This window comes from Halomonas sp. HL-93, assembly GCF_900086985.1.
Taxonomy (GTDB): domain Bacteria; phylum Pseudomonadota; class Gammaproteobacteria; order Pseudomonadales; family Halomonadaceae; genus Vreelandella.
This window is the reverse complement of sequence record NZ_LT593974.1, coordinates 713,137-730,818: the sequence shown is the minus strand read 5'-3', so window position 1 is coordinate 730,818 and position 17,682 is coordinate 713,137. Positions and strand designations below refer to the sequence as shown.

Annotated in this window: 17 protein-coding genes; 6 read left to right on the top strand and 11 right to left on the bottom strand. The window is 55.1% G+C overall.

The window, feature by feature from the left end; genetic code table 11:
- Positions 1-9: 9 nt before the first annotated feature.
- From GA0071314_RS03275 to GA0071314_RS03265, 3 genes are all read right to left on the bottom strand, one after another.
- A complete protein-coding gene (locus GA0071314_RS03275; protein ID WP_074395301.1) occupies positions 10-768 on the bottom strand; it encodes a winged helix-turn-helix domain-containing protein in 759 nt (252 codons plus the stop codon).
- A gap of 444 nt (positions 769-1,212) precedes the next feature.
- Complete coding sequence (locus tag GA0071314_RS03270) at positions 1,213-1,392, bottom strand: PLDc N-terminal domain-containing protein (protein ID WP_074395300.1); 180 nt, start codon at positions 1,390-1,392, stop codon at positions 1,213-1,215.
- 65 nt (positions 1,393-1,457) lie between these two features.
- A complete protein-coding gene (locus GA0071314_RS03265) occupies positions 1,458-2,738 on the bottom strand; it encodes an MFS transporter (protein WP_082934310.1) in 1,281 nt (426 codons plus the stop codon).
- 213 nt (positions 2,739-2,951) lie between these two features.
- On the opposite strand from GA0071314_RS03265, the gene GA0071314_RS03260 reads away from it, so the two are divergent.
- The 3 genes from GA0071314_RS03260 to GA0071314_RS03250 are packed head-to-tail and all read left to right on the top strand — an operon-like array spanning position 2,952 to position 5,729.
- Complete coding sequence (locus tag GA0071314_RS03260; protein WP_082934194.1) at positions 2,952-3,755, top strand: substrate-binding periplasmic protein; 804 nt, start codon at positions 2,952-2,954, stop codon at positions 3,753-3,755.
- Complete coding sequence (locus tag GA0071314_RS03255; protein WP_082934193.1) at positions 3,745-4,467, top strand: substrate-binding periplasmic protein; 723 nt, start codon at positions 3,745-3,747, stop codon at positions 4,465-4,467. The genes GA0071314_RS03260 and GA0071314_RS03255 overlap by 11 nt, the downstream gene beginning before the upstream one ends.
- Positions 4,464-5,729 carry a GGDEF domain-containing protein gene (locus GA0071314_RS03250; protein ID WP_074395298.1) on the top strand — a complete coding sequence of 422 codons (1,266 nt, stop codon included), beginning with the start codon at positions 4,464-4,466 and terminating at the stop codon, positions 5,727-5,729. The genes GA0071314_RS03255 and GA0071314_RS03250 overlap by 4 nt, the downstream gene beginning before the upstream one ends.
- Before the next feature lie 53 nt (positions 5,730-5,782).
- On the opposite strand, the gene GA0071314_RS19610 is transcribed toward GA0071314_RS03250, so the two are convergent.
- Together GA0071314_RS19610 and GA0071314_RS03245 are read right to left on the bottom strand one after the other, a co-directional pair.
- On the bottom strand, positions 5,783-5,929 hold the full coding sequence (locus GA0071314_RS19610; RefSeq protein ID WP_172822082.1) for a hypothetical protein: 147 nt from the start codon (positions 5,927-5,929) through the stop codon (positions 5,783-5,785).
- 27 nt (positions 5,930-5,956) lie between these two features.
- Entirely contained in the window at positions 5,957-7,582 is a 1,626-nt protein-coding gene (locus tag GA0071314_RS03245; protein ID WP_074395297.1) for a BCCT family transporter, read from the bottom strand.
- 160 nt (positions 7,583-7,742) lie between these two features.
- Here GA0071314_RS03245 and GA0071314_RS03240 point away from each other — a divergent pair, with 160 nt between their 5' ends.
- A complete protein-coding gene (locus GA0071314_RS03240) occupies positions 7,743-8,117 on the top strand; it encodes a hypothetical protein (RefSeq protein ID WP_074395296.1) in 375 nt (124 codons plus the stop codon).
- Positions 8,118-8,162: 45 nt separating this feature from the next.
- Here the strand turns inward: GA0071314_RS03240 and GA0071314_RS03235 are convergent, their stop codons facing one another.
- Genes GA0071314_RS03235 through trmB form a run of 6 tightly spaced genes read right to left on the bottom strand, consistent with a single transcriptional unit; the run spans position 8,163 to position 14,958 of the window.
- On the bottom strand, positions 8,163-9,056 hold the full coding sequence (locus GA0071314_RS03235) for an AEC family transporter (RefSeq protein WP_074395295.1): 894 nt from the start codon (positions 9,054-9,056) through the stop codon (positions 8,163-8,165).
- Between the two features lie 51 nt (positions 9,057-9,107).
- Complete coding sequence (glnE, locus tag GA0071314_RS03230; protein ID WP_074395294.1) at positions 9,108-12,062, bottom strand: bifunctional [glutamate--ammonia ligase]-adenylyl-L-tyrosine phosphorylase/[glutamate--ammonia-ligase] adenylyltransferase; 2,955 nt, start codon at positions 12,060-12,062, stop codon at positions 9,108-9,110.
- A gap of 22 nt (positions 12,063-12,084) precedes the next feature.
- A complete protein-coding gene (locus GA0071314_RS03225) occupies positions 12,085-12,456 on the bottom strand; it encodes a diacylglycerol kinase (protein ID WP_074395293.1) in 372 nt (123 codons plus the stop codon).
- A 24-nt stretch (positions 12,457-12,480) separates the two neighbouring features.
- Positions 12,481-13,956 carry a D-alanyl-D-alanine carboxypeptidase/D-alanyl-D-alanine endopeptidase gene (gene dacB, locus GA0071314_RS03220; protein ID WP_074395292.1) on the bottom strand — a complete coding sequence of 492 codons (1,476 nt, stop codon included), beginning with the start codon at positions 13,954-13,956 and terminating at the stop codon, positions 12,481-12,483.
- 10 nt (positions 13,957-13,966) lie between these two features.
- Positions 13,967-14,296, bottom strand: coding sequence for a DMT family transporter (locus GA0071314_RS03215; protein WP_074395291.1), 330 nt, complete (start codon positions 14,294-14,296; stop codon positions 13,967-13,969).
- Positions 14,293-14,958 (bottom strand): tRNA (guanine(46)-N(7))-methyltransferase TrmB, encoded by a 666-nt coding sequence (trmB, locus tag GA0071314_RS03210; RefSeq protein ID WP_074395290.1) that lies wholly within the window; start codon positions 14,956-14,958, stop codon positions 14,293-14,295. The genes GA0071314_RS03215 and trmB overlap by 4 nt, the downstream gene beginning before the upstream one ends.
- 303 nt (positions 14,959-15,261) lie before the next feature.
- On the opposite strand from trmB, the gene GA0071314_RS03205 reads away from it, so the two are divergent.
- Together GA0071314_RS03205 and coaD are read left to right on the top strand one after the other, a co-directional pair.
- Positions 15,262-17,145: a beta-ketoacyl synthase gene (locus GA0071314_RS03205; RefSeq protein ID WP_074398405.1), complete on the top strand. Its 1,884-nt coding sequence runs from the start codon at positions 15,262-15,264 to the stop codon at positions 17,143-17,145.
- Entirely contained in the window at positions 17,145-17,663 is a 519-nt protein-coding gene (gene coaD, locus GA0071314_RS03200; RefSeq protein WP_074395289.1) for a pantetheine-phosphate adenylyltransferase, read from the top strand. The genes GA0071314_RS03205 and coaD overlap by 1 nt, the downstream gene beginning before the upstream one ends.
- Positions 17,664-17,682: the final 19 nt, after the last annotated feature.

The following is a 17,682-nucleotide window of genomic DNA, read 5'->3' as shown; positions in this document are numbered from 1 at the left end:
TCTGTGTAATTAACTGTCTTTTACAAACAGATAGCCCTTACTGCGCACCGTTTTGATACGGTGGGGCTGATTGGGGTCATCACCAATTTTGGGACGAATACGCGACACGCGAACATCGATCGAGCGGTCCTGTCCGTCGTATTTGATGCCTCGAAGATCATTGAAAATTTCTTCCCGAGTGAGCACTCGGCCAGCATTGCGCGCCAGTAACCAGAGCAGGTCAAACTCGGCACTGGTCAAGTCGATTCGCTCTCCCGATAGCCAGGCTTCACGGGTGGCATTATCGATTTCAAGATTCTCAAATCGGAGGCGTATTTCCCCCCCGGGGGCAGGCCCATCGGCGCGACGCAATAGTGCCCGCATCCGGGCTAAAAGCACCCGCGGCTGAACGGGTTTAGGCACATAGTCATCAGCGCCCATTTCTAGACCTAACACCTGATCCAAATCGTCCGTGCGCGCCGTCAGCATCATAATTGGCCCCGAGAAATTGGGCCGCACGCGACGACAAATGGCTAGGCCGTCTTCCCCCGGTAACATTAAATCAAGAATCACTAGATCCGGCTGCAGGGTCAAGATGCGATCGACACCCTTTGCCCCATCAGCCTCCAATGTGACCTGAAAGCCGTTGGCTTCTAAGTAATCACGCGTCAACTCTGCCAAGCGCTGGTCATCCTCAATAATGAGCACGTGATCCTGGTCAGGGTAGTCAGGCTTTTGTGATTCTTGGCTTCCAAGCGCCTGAAACTGTTCTTCTAAGTGGTCCACCATCCTAGTTGTCAACTCCGCTTAAGCTATATGTCTTATCGCCTGCCTCCCCCACACAAAAGCAGGCTGCTTGTGTTTGTTCCCAGGATACCTCAAAAGTGCCCCAGCGCCTGCTAAGCGACGCAATCTGCCTATTCTTATCTATTTAGCCCAGTGGCCATGGCTTGATTCTTGTCACAACGACAGCTAATGTAGTGTTGCAAACTGTCGACAATCTGACAGGAGGAAACCGCCATGGGAAGTGGCAAGCCAAAAAGTGTTATTAAACGCGTATACGTTCCTACCCAAGTGCGCGACCTGCCTAACGGAGAGAAACTTAAAATCCCTGGGCATTACAAAGCGCCTCCTGGTGAAGAGCAAAGCTAACCGCGATTAACGTGTTAATTTACTTAATAAGGCAGGCCTCAGGCCTGCCTTATTCATATCTACCTCGCCAAAAATGTGGCGCTACCCCTTAGGGCCTAGCAAAAACCACACTATCAGCCCGACCAGCGGAAAGAATAGCAATGCCAATATCCACAGTAACTTGGCTAAGCCCCCCGCTGAACTTTTCGCCACCTTAACGATGGCCCAAACGATAATTACAAGCCAGATAAGCCCTAATAGTCCACCGACTTCAATGCCCATATCAACTCCTTATGTTGGGATCTGTGCTATGCAGCTAAGCATATCGATACATCCGACACAAGCCGCTAGAGAGACGGCTGCCAATTAAGCGCCGCTTGACGGCCGCGAGCTTCATTAACCTTCGCACAAATCAGCATCGCCACGCCGAACAATACCGCACACAGTAAAATAGACGCCTGGAGGCCTACCAATGCCTGCAGCCCTCCCAACAATATAATACCGATAACACCCGCCAACTTGTTGGCCAGTCCCCAAAAACCAAAGAACTCCGCTGACTTGGTGGTGGGCGAGAATAGGCCCACTAATGTTCGGCTTGCCGACTGGCTGGAACCCAGGCTTAGCCCTGCCAAGCACCCAACGAACAAAAAGACGTACTGGGCTTGCCATTGCCAATCGGTGGCCTGGTTCACCCAATCGGTAAACTGTGGTGTCAACCAGATAGCGACAATGGCGCATACCCATAGCGCCAGGGTAATTTGATAGGTGTGCTTGGCACCGAGACGGTCCTGAATCCAGCCAAACCCCAATGCACCCGCTGCTGCAGTGATTTGCACAATAATGAACATAATATTGCGCACGCTGGCCTCCCAACCAATCACCTGCGCCCCATAAATAAAGGCGAAGGCAATGATGATATAGACCCCCGCCATGGAAAATAGCAGCGACACCAGAAAGACCGATAAGTCTCTGAAGTGTTTTAGTTCGTGAAAGGTAGTGGCCACACGCCGATACGCCATCTGCCAATAAGCGTCCGTATGGGGCTGCGGGGTCGAACGTTCTTTCAACCAAATAAAGGTCGGGATCGCCGCTATCAGGAAAAAGCCTGCTGCGAAGGGCCCTACCCAGCGAATGCGTTCGAAGTTTTCTTCATTCGCCTCCCCCAGCACTACAAGCGTAAAGCCTGCCGCAAACAGCCCACCAATATACCCTAGCGCCCAGCCAAACCCAGAAATCTTACCCAACGCATTGGGCGGGCCCAGCTCAGGCAAAAAAGCCGCAATAAACGACTCACCCATTGAATAGGCATAATTCGAAATGATGATGAGCGCAAGCCCCAGCACCACATAACCTGGCGCAACGAAATACAGCATGGCGGTGGCGCCAACGGTGGCTAAATAGCTAAAAAATAGAAAACGTTTTTTTTCGGCACGCGCATCCATAACTGCGCCGCATAGTGGTGCAGTCACTACCACCAAGAGGTAACTAATGGCGAGAGCGAGGCTCCACAACAGATTAGCAAGACGAAAATCATCACCACGGTCTCCGACGATCACTGTGGTAAACAATTCGCCGAACACCACGGTAATGATCAGCAACGTATAGGCTTGATTGGCAAAATCGAACATCGCCCAGCCGAAAATTTCACGGCGCGAAGCAAAGCCAGAAGCAGCAATATTAGGTTGAGCGCGCACGTTGGTTTCTCTCACCAGCTAGCAAGGCACTTAGCGTATCAGGTTGGCGTGTAAAAGCGACACATCTAACGTTGGAAGAATAGAGATGACAGTTACTGCCGCTTGCTCTAAGTTTGATTGACTAGATAATAACAGGGACGTGGACACATGCAGAGAGCAGGGGTGCTGAGTTGTCTTCGAAAGTCCGTAAAGGGGCAGTGGCTAGTTGGGCTGCTGTGCTTCTTTGCGCCGTTAGCGCTCGCTAATGGCGCTCCTGCTGCCCTCACATCGCTCACCTTTGTGACTGAAGAGTACCCCCCTTACAATTATCTCGACGAACAGACCGGCCAGTTAAAAGGCCGTGCGGTAACGCTGCTTGAGACAATGTTTGAACACGCAGGCTCGCCGTTTAAGCGTCGGGATATCCTTTACTATCCCTGGGTACGTGGCTACGAGTTAGCGCAAAGCGAACCCAACACTGTGCTCTTTTCAACCACCCGCACCCCCTCTCGAGAATCACACTTCAATTGGATTGGCCCCATCGCCCGCGACCGTGTAGTGCTGTTGGCATGGCAAGACGAGGTAGCACGCCTCACCTCGCTGGACGACGCAATTCGCCAACAGTTAAGCGTTGCCATCATCCGCGAAGACATCGGCGCCCACGCATTGAGCGAGGCCGGTTACCCCGCCGAATTACTCCGCCCGGCCATCGATAACCGCAGCGCACTTCACATGTTGCAACGTGGTCGGGTCGATTTATGGGCCTACAGCGCTGAAGTAGCGCGCTGGATTGCCAGCCAGGAGGGCCTTGACGCCAAGCAGTTAAACGCCGTGCATACGTTAAGCGAATCAGACTTATACTTTGCTATTAACCCGGCCACTGACCAAGCGTTGGTTGATCGGCTGCAGCAAGCATTTGACGCTGTTCGTGCGGGGCCAACAGATCGCGAGGTTACCCACCATGGAGACTAGCCGGTTACCTCGCAACCGCGTCATTAGAAGCTGGGTAGCGCTATGTGGGCCGCTGCTATTGGCCGTGAGCCTGCCGCTCAGCGCTGCGTCACTGGTCATCAATACTGAAGATTACCCACCCTTTAACTATGCAAGCGAGCAAGGACAGATTATTGGCAGCGCCACCAAGGTATTACGCACGGCGTTACGCTCGGCGGATATCGACGCTGAGTTTCGACTGCTGCCATGGGCAAGAGCCTATACCGCTGCACGCTTGCGCGAGCAGCACTGCGTTTACTCCACGACTCGAACCGCTGAACGCGAGCCTCTTTTCCGCTGGGCAGGCCCCCTGGCAGTGAACGAGTGGGCGGCGTTCCGTCTTACTGGCCGCGACATTAAGGTAAGCTCAACGGACGAATTAGCTAACTTTCGCGTAGGTAGTTTCCGCGAAGACGCCGTGGGTAATTACATTGCCGCTCAAGGCATCAAGGTTCTGCGCGCTCGTAATGAACGCGAGAACCTAGCACGCTTAAGCGCTGGCCTGGTGGATATCATCGTAACGGGCAAAGCGACTGGCGAATATTTGGCCAATGCTCAAGACGTCGCATTAACGCATTTGTTTACGTTTTATCGCGCTCCGCTGTACCTTGCCTGCCACCCCAGCGTGCCCAAGCATGTGATCACGCGACTACAGCATCATCTTCCTGCTCTTAGCGAGGCCTCCTCGCCATGAATAAAACACGCATGCCAATTCGCTTGGGCAGCCTAACGTCCAAGCAAGCGATACTCACTTTGCTGCTGGCTATCTTAATCAGCGCCATAGCGGGCGGTACGGAGCTTTTTAATCACGTGTCCTCGATGCGCCAGGATGTGGCTCAGCGCGTTGAGCAACAGCTCGCCATCATCAATGGGGCCGCCGCCGAAGCCGCTTTTCAATTGAACCCGGACTTGGCCCACCAAATCGCCTATGGATTATTCAGCGATAACGAAATCGCCGAAGTGGCGATCCGCGATGATTTCGGCAGCACACTTGCCGAGTTTTCGCCCAGCACGCCGGTTGAGTCGAGCTGGCTCAGCCAACGGCTGTTTGGCGATATGCTGGACTACCGTGTTCCGCTCAATTATTTTGTAGGCGCCGATTTGCCAGACGCCGTGGTGGGTGAGGTCGAGCTTCGGCTCGATGAACAGAGCCTGACTCAACAATTCCTGGAGCGCAGCATCTCGGTGGTAGGGTCGAGCGTGATGGAAGCGTTTATTTTAAGCCTGCTAATTATTGCCTTTTTCCATTACTTCATTACCCGCCCGCTGCTCAAGGTGCATGATGCCATCACGCATACCGACCCTGAGCGCCCTGGTCAGTGGGCTAAACCGCAACTGCCGGGTCATCGCCATGATGAGCTGGGCCATTTGGTCGATAGTCTCGACGATTTATTGCAGGCATTTCAGCAGGGGTTACACCAACGCGACCAGCTCCATCATTTATCCCATATTGATGGACTCACCGGTGTTGCCAACCGGCGTCATTTCGACCTGTTTTATCAGCAGCAATGGCAACACGCTCAACAGCACGCGCAGCCGTTAGCGATTATCTTTATCGATATCGACAATTTTAAAGAATTTAACGACCATTACGGCCATGCCATGGGCGATGACACTCTGCGCGCAGTAGCGCAGGTGCTTAATCACTGCATCGATCCGGCAACTGACCTGCTGGCGCGCTATGGCGGGGAAGAGTTTGTGTGCGTATTACCCAACAAAGATGAAAAGGCAGCGCTGGGAGTTGCTCAGCGTTTACGCCAAGGGGTGCTGTCACTATCCATCCCTCATGCTTACTCGAGTACGCACACGCACTTAACCGCCAGCATGGGCGTCGCCAGCACATCGACCCACGCCACTATTAGTGCAACGGCACTGTTGGCTCAAGCTGACCAGCATCTGTATCACGCCAAGCACCTGGGGCGAAACCGCATAGAAGCCCGCCCGCGTATCGCGTAAAGGGCGATACACAAACGGGGCATAACGCGCCGGTCAACGCCAATATAAGTGAATCAAAGCCACCAATGGGCAATCACAGCGGCAAGCCCAACGACCAGCGCCGTAATAACAGCGACACACACGGCACGGTCTAGCCAGCGATCAAACACGGCCCCTTTGGACTTCCTCCGCGTCGCGCCGTGCCGCGCTTGCTTGGCCATCAATCGTTACCCTTCATGGGATGTCCTCTAATGATTTATGCGCCGGTTAACAACGTTCGGTGCACGGCGTAAGCGTTCTTCTTCGCCCAGCTCTTCTGCTTCAAAGGCGTCGGCACCCACGGGGGTTTCACCGTAACGACGGTATAGCTGAGTAAGCATCGCTTTGCGGTCAGCTCGTAGCTCACGCACCAGTACAATTACCATCATATAAAGAATAAAAGTGAAGGGCAGCGCCGAGAGCACCGACGCCGACTGCAACCCGGTGAGCCCTCCCGCCACAATCAGCGTAAAGCAGATCGCAGCGATCAGGACACCCCATATCACGCGCTTATACAGCGGTGGATTGATAGAGCCATTATCGGTCATTTGCGCCACGATATAAGACGCCGAATCAGCGGACGTCACCAGGAAGATAAAAATCAGCATGATAGCGATGACTGACAGCACCCCGGAAAACGGCATCAGATCAAACATTTCGAACAGCGCCACAGTGATATTGTCCTGGGTAGCCGCTGCCAAACCAATGTCGTTGCCGACAATTTCCATGTTAAGCGCAGCACCGCCAAACACCCCGATCCACAAACAAGCGAGCATCGGTGGCACCAGTAGCACGCCAAACACATATTCCTTGATCGTACGCCCCCGCGATACGCGAGCCACAAACGTACCCACAAACGGCGACCAGGCAATTACCCATGCCCAGTAGAAAATGGTCCAACTGCTGGCCCAGGTCTCATCGCTATAGGGTGCGGTGCGCAAGCTCATACCAATAAAGTTTTGCAGATAGTCTCCAATGCCTACTGTGATGGTTTCAAGGATGGCGATGGTCGGTCCGGTAACCAGCACATAGAGCATCAAGCCGATACACAGGATCATGTTAAGGTTCGACAAACGCTTAATGCCTTTATCGAGCCCCGACCACGTAGAGAGCATGTAGGCGCAAAACATCACAAACAGGATAACAAACTGCCAAAAGCCGTTTTCCGGCAACCCAAAGACGGCATTCAACCCGCCGTTCATTTGCAAAACGCCAAGGCCTAAAGAAGTCGCCACCCCCATGACCGTAGCAACAACGGCAAACACATCGAGCCATGAGGCATAGGGGCGGACGTTGGGATACTTCGCCGTTACCGAGGAAAGCACTGACGACACCAGCCCCGCTTGGCCCTTGCGAAACTGAAAGTAGGCAATGATCAGCCCCACCACAGAGAACGCGGCCCACTGATGAATGCCCCAGTTAAAGTAGCTGTATTGGATGGCATAGCGCGCTGAGGCTTCGGTTTCTGCCGACATATCTCCATAAGGAGGGTCGATATAATGCAGCATGGGTTCGGCCATACCGTAGAACACAAGCCCAACACCAAACCCGGCGGCCAACAGCATGCTGATCCAGGAAAAAAAGCTGTAGCTAGGCCGACTATCCTGCGGCCCCAAGCGCACCTTGCCGTACTTGCTAAGCGCCAGGCCAAACAAAAACACCACAAAGCCAAAAACAGAAAATAGATAAAACCAGCCAAATAGCTCGGTAATGGTGGTTAATGCGGCTTCGGCAGCACTGCCAAAGCTTTCGGGAAAGGACGCCCCTATAACCACCAAGCCAAAGATAATTACCGTCGAGGCGATAAATACCGACTTTCCTCCATGATTCGCCATATAAACACCCTGTCAGATAAACATGGGGCGCCAATTACTTGCGCCTGATGAAAATCGTAACACCTGCATGGCCGCATTGCATGTAACGGCGATTTAACGCGTTGCCTGAACTCTCCCCAACGGACGCGTTCCAAAGGCTGTACCGATTGAGGAGGCATCAATGCCACAAATGAATCGAGATCAACGTAACGCCGCTTGGCAGGCCGCTCATCAGTGGCGCGCCCGAGCTGCAAAGACCCAGCCAAATGGCGTCATGGGCAGCCTAAAGCTTTTATTCACTTGGCTGGCGTTTGGCGCGCTGATGATTGTCGGCGTCGTATTGGGTTTGTTTTTCCTACTCATCGGCTGGGCAATGATGCCGTTTGTCCGCCATAAGATGAAAAAACGTATGGAGCAGATGCGCGCCCAACAAGCCCAGGATATCGGTGGAAACCGCTCTGGGCCCTCATCAGGCACTGGCCGCCATGACGTTTTGGAAGGACAGTACGAAATTAAAAACGACGCGGCAGAGAAAGCGGGCAATGACACAAAATAACGCCGACGGTTGATACTCGCCCTATGATATCGCGGCTAGAACTGACTATTGAGGCGCGTGAAGCCAAATGAACGCGGCTGCAAGCGTCAGTGGCATCACGATTAAACTACCCAGGTTGCCGATCAATACGATGGAAGCCACTTTCTGGGGGGCTAAACGATATTGCTCGGCCACTAAGTAATTCAACACGGCAGGCGGTAATGCAGCAAATACCAGCAGCACAGCCGCCTGTAAGCTATTAAGCGGCAACAGTACAATTAACGGTAGTGCAATGACGAGTCCCGATAACGGGCAAAGCAACGCACCGAGTAGACCGGTACGCCAATCGCTGAAGTCAATATCGAGTAATCGCACCCCAAGGGCAAACAGCATTAACGGGATACATACCCCGCCTAGCATATTCATGGCGTCTAATAGCCACACTGGCAGGGGCAGCCCGCTTATATTGATAGCCAGCCCCGCCAGACTCGCTGCCACAATCGGCATGCGTAGCAAACGCCACAGTGAAGTACGTGGATTGAGCATGTAAAGCCCCACCGAAAAATGCAACAACATTTCGACGATAAACACCACCACCGCCGCCGGAAGTGCCTGTTCACCGAAAGCCAGCACTAGCAAAGGAACGCCCATATTGCCGGCGTTATTGAACATCATCGGCGGCAGAAAGGTTTTAACATCCAGATGCAGCCAGCGGGCGAGCGGCCACAACAGCACGCCAGACCCCAATACCACCATCACGGCAGCGCCTGCCAGCCAGGCGTAATCAGCCAATGGTGCCTGTCGGTCGGCCAGTACCGCAAACACCAAAAGCGGTACAAACAATTCCATGTTCAGCGTGTTTAAGCTGCGAATGTCCGGGGTGCGAAAACGCCCATATGCTGCACCTGCCCCAGCAATTAAAAACACGGGCAGCAACGTAGCGAGAATGTTGCCAATCATCGCGCCCTCTTTCCCTGTAACCTGCCGTTCATCGAATATCCTTGCGTGCCGTTAAGGCTCCAGAAAACGCTGCCATAGCGAGGTCACCACCTCGCGGTGAGCCTCATAATCAGCGGCCCGGCCAACCGCTTTATCACCGGTTAACGCGGCCCGATGGGTGGCACTACGGTACGCTAAATACGCTTCGCGCAGCCGCTCTGCCTCTTCCTGCGGTAAGTGCTCACTCTCAGCCAAGGTCTCTAAAATGCGGATATTGTCACGATATGTCAGCAGCGCAGGTGTCTGGTTAGCAAGTGCTAACACCGCGTATTGACAGAGGAATTCAATATCCACCATGCCACCGGCATCGTGCTTCAGGTTGAAGCTGCCGTCCTCAGTTTTGGTGGCAAGGTGTTCGCGCATTTTGTGGCGCATGTTGACCACATCATCGCGCAGCGCGTTAGTATCCCGCTCGCGCCCTAAAATGTCCCCACGCAGTTGGTCAAACTTATCCGCCAGCGTCTCATTACCCGCAACCACCCGCGCGCGAACCAGTGCCTGATGTTCCCAGGTCCAGGCTTGCTGACGCTGATACTCGGCAAAGGCCGAAAGCGAGGTGACCAGCAAGCCGGAATTACCCGAGGGTCTAAGGCGCATATCAACTTCGTAGAGGCTGCCTGTTGGGGTGATAGCCGTCAGCAAATGAATAATCCGCTGGCCTAGCCGGGTAAAAAATACCGGCGTATCGATAGGCCGTGGCCCATCGGTTGCTCCCTTGCCATCGCTGTCGTGGAGGAAGACCAAGTCCAGATCAGATCCATAGCCCAGTTCAATACCTCCTAGCTTGCCGTAGCCGATAATCAAAAACGCGGGTTCCCGCGTACTATAGCCACTCGGCACGCCATGCTTAGTGGCAAGGTGCTTCCAGGCCATCGCCAAGACAGCATCCAGAATGACCTCGGCGATGTAAGTTAAGTAATCACTTACTTTCATCAGATGCCGGGTGCCCGCGATATCAGAGGCTGCCACGTGCAGCATTTGAGCATGTTTAAAGACTCGTAACGCCTCTAGCTGTGCTTCTTCATCATCCTCGGGAAGCCGGTTCAGCGTTTGGCGCAGCTCATCCGCCAAGCGGCCTTTGTCGGCTGGCGTATACAAGGTGTCGGGGGTCAGCAATTCATCCAACAGAATTGGGTAACGGGCCAGCTGCTCGGCAATCCACGGGCTAGCAGCGCATAGCCGCATCAAGTGCTCAAGCGCGTGAGGATTCTCGCGCAACAGGGCCAAATATGCCGTACGCCGCAGAACGGCTTCAATAAGCGGTTGAACGCGCGAAAGCGCGGTATCGGGGGTGTCATTGTCGGCAACGGCATCCAACAGAAGTGGCATTAACGCATCCAAACGCTCAAAGCCAATCCGCTGCATGCTTTGCACTTGGCGCGATTGATACAGACGAGACAGCCGAGTGAGTATCTTGTCTGGCGCCTTAAAGCCGGCTTGCTCCAGCTGGGCCAAAGCATCTTCTTGCTCCAACTCACCGCGCCATAGCAACCGCCACTGGTCAAGCCCAAGCGTTTGTTCGTCGCTGGCGTTTTCTACTTCCTCCTCGGGCTCGGCAATCACCGCATCGAAATGCTGGCGGACGCGCTCGCGCACTTCTTCTAACTGGTGAACCAGACTTGGCCAATCATCGTGCCCCATGGCAAACGCCACCCGTTCACGGTCGGCTTCCTCGTCGGGCAGCGTTTGTGTTTGGCGGTCTTCCAGAGCTTGCAGCGCGTGCTCGATATCACGCAGAAATGCGTAATCAGGTAGCAGGTCGTCTACCACCGTTTGAGGCAGAAGCCCAAGTGCCGGCAAGCGCGTTAACGCTACGTATAACGAGGCCACCTGAAGCTCGGTGTCACGCCCGCCGCGAATCAGTTGAAACGCCTGAACCACAAACTCGACCTCACGAATACCGCCAGGCCCCAGTTTGATGTTGTGCTGCATACCCTTGCGCTTTACTTCACGATTGATCATCGCCTTTAGTTCACGCAGCGATTCAATCGCTCCAAAATCCAGGTACCGGCGGTAAACAAAGGGCCGCAGGCTCGCGAGTAGCTCTGCACCTGCCGAGGTATCCCCTGCTACCGGACGCGCCTTGAGCATGGCATAGCGCTCCCACTCGCGGCCCTGATCCTGATAGTAGCTGGACAGCATCGCAAAACTGCCCACCAGTGGCCCACCGTCACCTAACGGACGTAAGCGCATGTCGACACGGAAGACAAAACCATCAGCGGTCATGGCATCCAAAGCAGCGATTAATTTCTGGCCTAATTTGGTGAAATATTCTTGGTGCTCCAATGATTTGCGGCCGCCCTGGGTTTCACCGTTTTCAGCAAACGCAAAAATAAGATCGATATCCGAGGATAAATTAAGCTCCCCGGCGCCTAGCTTGCCCATGCCAAGCACTACCAGACGCTGGGGTTCACCATCACAGGTTAGCGCTGGCAATCCCCAGCGCGGGGCATAAAACTGCTCGAGCCAGGCAAGCGCCGCCTCAAGACAAATTTCTGCCAGCTGGGAAACCGCACGGGCAGTATCCCACATGGTGTAACCCGCCGGCCGGTTGAGGTCGCGCCATACGATAGCCAGCATACGCGCACGTCTAAAGCGCCGAATGGCGCGCTGCATGGCGTCCTCATCGTCGGCCTCGTCTAACGCATCAGAGAGTAATCGGGCCTGGTCTTCTCGAGTGGGCGTGGCATCCAGCTCGCCGCCGCTGTCTAGCGTCGCCAGCCAGTGGGGATAACGGATCAACGTATCCAGCGCAAAGCGAGAGATGGCTAATACACGCGCCAACGACCTACGACGCTCGGCTGAAAGGGCTGACCAGTCAGCGGATGGCAGCGGCTGATCGCTCATTTCGGCCACGTTATCCGCCTGTGAAAGCGCCTCACATAACCGCTGCCACGCTTTCTCGGTCACCGGTTGAAGCGCTTTGGGTAAGGTGTCAAACGGTAAAAACGCTTCATTGAGTTGCATAATGACCTCGCTGCCCTAGAGGCTAGCCGATGAATTTTTGCCAGCCTAGCAGCCCCCAGGTGAGCCCCGCGAGCATCAATGACAGCATCACTGCGGCTGAACCAATATCTTTAGCCCGTCCAGAGAGTTCGTGGTGCTCAGTACCAATGCGATCCACGACGTTTTCAATCGCACTGTTGAGCAACTCAACGATCAATACGATAAAGCAACTGCCAACCAACAGCAGCCAACTCACTGGCCCATCGCCAATCCACCAGGCTAGCGGTAGCAAAATGGCGGTAATAGCAACCTCTTGACGAAATGCGGCTTCGTTGTGAAACGCCGCTTTCAATCCTTTCAAAGAATAGCGCGTGGAGTGCGCCAAATGCGTCAAGCCGGTATGCCCTGGTTTCATGGCAGTTGCCTCAAAATAAAGTCGTCAATTCGCGAGTATCATCGCATCAAGATCTTTCGACAGCGGATCCAGCACTTGTGACCAGTTTAAATAGGGCGTGCTGGCATTACCGTTAACCAGCACACTGAATACCCCCCAGCGCCCCTGCGCGGTACGAAAGTAACCGGCGGCAGCGCGCACAGCAAACGGCTGGTTTAACGTACCGGTTTTTAACATGACGTTGTGTTGAAAGGTATCGGAGCCTCTTCTGATAAAACGCATCACGCCGTTAGCGGGGGATTGAAAGGTCGCAATAAAGCTCGGGAAGAGCGGGCTTTCATGGTACATCTCGGCCAGCATCACATTAATGCCATGCGCCGACGTGCGATTCTCAGTGGTCAAGCCGCTGCCACTGTGCAAGGTCACAGGGCCGTGCCCTGGCAGGCTCTGAGCATAACGTTCAAGCGCTCCTCCTGCTTGGCGAAGCTGTGCCTGAGGGGGTTCTATCAGATTGAGGGTCAACACATCGGCCATATAGTTATTTGAGTAATTCATGATGCGCAACAGCAACTCTTGCAGGGGCTTGCTATCTACTTCGGCAAGCCGCTGGGCATTACTGGGCGGTCGCTCTGATGTCAGTCGCCACGTATCGCGAACGTTAATGCCTGCCTGACGGAGCATTCCCATCAGCACCTCAGCGGTGGCCTCAGCCGCGTCGCCCGCGCCACGATAGACATCCCGCGCCTGAGCATTGGTTGATATTTGACCACTCAAGCGCAGCACATCCCCGTTTTCGGTGGTAATCCGTTCGGCGTTGATCTCAGTGCCGCTGTTATCGGGCTTAGTCACTACCCGGTTTTCAATCGTCATCTGCAATAACTGGCCGTCACATAGCGATATACGCGCCGGCGTATCGGGCACCAAGGCGGGAGCCACGTTGGCACACCAGCTACCGAAATTAACACCTGCCGACGATAGTGGAGCGCTGTAAGCATTTGCTACACGCGATAACGCATCGCAGCGGTCAGTGGTAATACACTCCACAGGGCCAAAGCGCCACTGGTTAACCACTAATGCACCCTCAACCTCACGAACACCCGCCTGCTGCAACCGCTGCACCAAGCGCCACATGTCTTCGGTGGTCAGCCCCGGGTCGCCGCCTCCCTCAAACACTAAATCACCGCGCAGAACGCCATCGTCAAGACGCCCAGCACTTACCAGTCGACTGGTAAAGCGATGTTGGGGCCCAAAGCGCTGTAACGCAGCGGCGGCCAAGTACGCCTTGCTAACCGATGCGGGAGAGAGCTGTCTCGTCGGCTCAATACTCGCCAGCGGTGCTGTGTTAGCGTCATCATTGAGCAAGCGTGCCTCGGCGCTAACGGCAAAGCCTTTGCTCTGCAGTTGCCCCACGCGGGTAAAGTCGGCCCATAGCGGACAACTCACCAATACGCTCACTATCCCCACGGCCGACCGCCATGCCCAGTGCCTGCCAATACAACGCCGCCAGCCAATGCGGAACATCCGCTTCTCCTCAGTGCACGCTCATTTTCGAAAATACTTGCAGCATGACAACGCCGGCTACAATCAAGCCAATCCCTACCACAGCCGGCGCATCCGGTTTTTCACCGAAAACCACCACGCCCACCAGCGTGACCAGTACGATGCCCAGCCCCGCCCAAATAGCATAGGTGAGCCCCACGGGCAGGCTACGCAGTACTAGGCTCAGCAGATAGAAGGCCACTGCATACCCACCAACCACCAGCAGGCTTGGCAACGGCCGCGTAAACCCCATGGAAGCTTTTAGCGCGCTGGTGGCAACCACCTCGGCAATGATTGCCAGCACCAAATAAACAAAGGTCATGTAGGCTCCAAAGCAACGCGTAAACGCCATAATGCTTGGCCGCTTTGATGGTACTTGGCCTCGAAGGGCGTTAAATAATCGCCGTCAGGGGCCCATGCGCCCACCTCAGCCTGCCGGCCAGTTACCTGAGAAACCGCCAGGGCGAACTCTTCAACGTAAAGCTGCCAGTTAGAGCGAACCTCGAGCAAGCCGCCAATCGCCAACAGTGTGGGGAATACCGGATGCCCATGCCAGCGCATTTTCAAGTGAGACGCCTTAGGGTAAGGATTAGGATAAAGTAAATAATGGCGTTCGGGCGCCCAGCCAGCTTGATGCGCTAGCCGCCAAAAATCGACAAGATCGGCACGCACCAATTTTGCATTGGCTGGCAGCTCTCCATGAACCCGCGTTAGCCGACTCTCACTGCGGTCGATTCCGATCACCATATGATCAGAAAACTGCTCGGCCAGCCGACGGGTCGATAGCCCCACACCGCAGCCCGCATCCAATATCAGAGGGCCCGATTGAGTTTCTCGCCATTCAGCCGCCAACTCAAACGCCTGCTGGGTATGCGCTGCAATAGGCTTGCGCAACGGGTGCGTTAGCCCACGGCTGACCCGGCGCGCTAAATCATGGTGGGGCCCCGGCTGGTTAGATATCACCGGACGCGAAGGCTGCTGCATATTTACTCTCTTAAGACTCTCGTTTCTTGGCAATCTCATTGATGCCATCGCGCAAGAAACTACGCAAAAAATGTGATTCTACCAGTCCAGTGTGGTTGCGGCATGACGCCGCGGCTCGCCCGGTGATATGATCATTGGCAGTAATACGCATTTTGTCATATTTATTAAGTGTAACGCGGCAGGTAAGACGTTTTGCTTATCAGCATCATGCTTTATATAACCTGCTAGCATTACCGATAACTGTTATTTAAACCACCGCACCACGAGGAACCCGGCTTGTCACACTTACCGGTGATTGTCGGCATGGGCGGCATCAATCCCGCCGGCAGAACCTCTGGCCATCAGGCCTTCCGCCGCACCGTGCTTGATGCGCTCACCGCTGATCAGCAACGCCAGACAATAGAAGGCCTAGCGACATTGATGCGCTTGGCTTCGCCGTCTCCACAGGGGTGGAACGACAGCACAGGGCAGCCCATGGCGTCCCCAGCTGATACGTTACGCGAACACATTCTCAAGCACACGCTGATTCGCCGCAACGAAGACCCACGCTTTAGTGCGCCTGGGCTGCCGGCCAATCGCCAAGTGAGCATGGAGCTCGCCGAACCACTACGATTTAGGCTCCGTCGCCGGCAATTGCCTGAGCACCTGCCCAGCCATTGGCAGGTACAGGATATCGACCCTCGCACAGTGGAAATAACCGTACCGGCAGGCGAAATGGACGCACTGCTGCCCGATGCGCAGTCCCCGAAGGTGCGCGCGGCAGCCCAGCTACCCACTGGCTTCGACCCCACCAGCCTATACCGCAGCGTGCATCACCCGCGCGGTTTGGCGATGACGGTTTTTGGAGCCAGTGACTGCCTGGGCGCTAGCGGCCTCTCGTGGGAGCACCTGCGTCAACAGTTAAACCCGGACCATATCGCCGTTTACGCGGGTAATTCGATTGGCCAACTTGACGACCAGGGCTGGGGGGGCTTGCTGAAAAGCCTGGTGAGCGGCCAGCGTGCCACCTCGAAACAGATGCCGTTAGGCTACGGCCAAATGCCCGCCGATTTCTTGAATGCTTACGTGCTAGGCAGCGTTGGTGGTACCGGCGCCGCGTTAGGCGCCTGCGCGAGTTTTCTTTACAATCTACGGCTGGGCATTGATGACATTCGCGCTGGCCGGCGCCGCGTAGTGATGGTCGGTACCGCCGATGCGCCAATCACTCCGGAGATTATCGAAGGCTTCCGGGCCATGGGCGCACTGGCCGATGACGCCAGTTTAAAGGCCCTGGATGCTTTAGAACTTCTCACTGACACAGACTACCAGCGCGCTTGTCGCCCGTTTGCGCGCAACTGCGGCTTTACAATGGCCGAGGCCAGCCAATTCGTGCTGCTAATGGACGACGCCCTCGCTCTTGAGGTTGGTGCCGATATTTTAGGTGCTGTGCCAGAGGTATTCGTCAACGCCGACGGCTACAAGCGGTCTATTTCGGCCCCCGGCATCGGCAACTACATTACCTTAGGAAAGGCAGCATCGCTGGTGCGCAACATGCTGGGCGACAATGCATTGCGCTCGCGCAGCTTTTTGCACGCCCATGGCACCAGCACGCCCAAAAACCGCATCACCGAATCCCACGTATTCGATGAGATTGCCCGTGCCAATGGCATTAATGATTGGCCGGTAGTCGCGATTAAGGCCTTTATCGGCCATTCCCAGGGTAGCGCGGCGGGCGACCAATTGGTCAGCGCGCTAGGCAGCTTTGCCCATCAATTATTGCCGGGCATTCCGACATTGGACGCCGTGGCCGACGATGTTTACGCCGACCGTCTACGGTTTTCGTCAATTGCGCAGCCGTTTAACGTCGACGCGGCCTTCATCAACGCCAAGGGATTCGGTGGCAACAATGCTACCGGGGTTGTGCTATCACCTGCTGTGACCGAGCGCTTACTGACGCAGCGCCACGGTGTTGAGGCCATCCGGGCTTGGAAAATACGCCGCGAAAGCGTGCGCGAAAACGCCGCCGCGTATCTCAACGACGCTGACCAAGGCCACTACGCGCCCCGCTATCAATTTGGCGAAGCGGTGCTTGAAGGCCCGGAGCTGGATATTCAGGCGGACCGCATCCATATTCCGGGCTACACCCACGCCGTTTCTCTTGAAAGCGATAATCCTTTCGGCCGTCTGGACGACGAGGAACCAACGTGATGCAGGGCCAACGCGTCAATATTGCTGTCTATCCGGGTACCTTCGACCCAATCACCAACGGGCATTTCGATCTTATTGAACGCGGCGCCCGCATGTTCGACAAGGTTGTGATCGCCGTCGCCGCAAGTCCCGGCAAACGCCCGAGCCTGGACTTACCCACTCGTATTGAGCTGGCCCAAGCGGTCTGCGCCTCGCTACCCAATGTAAAAGTGATTGGCTTTGCTACCCTACTCACCACCATGATGCACGAACAGGGCGCCACCATTATTTTGCGCGGTTTGCGGGCGGTCTCCGATTTTGAATATGAGCTCCAGTTGGCCAATATGAACCGCGCTCAGAACCCGGAGCTTGAGAGTGTTTTTCTTACCCCAGCGGTGGAAAACTCCTACATTTCCTCCACGATCGTGCGGGAGATTGCCAAGCTTGGCGGCGATGTATCACCGTTGGTCCACCCTAAGGTCGCAGAGACGTTGCGTAAGCACTACACTACGCCCCCTAAGACGCCTCCTGAAACCTAGACCCTGACACGCGGTTGAT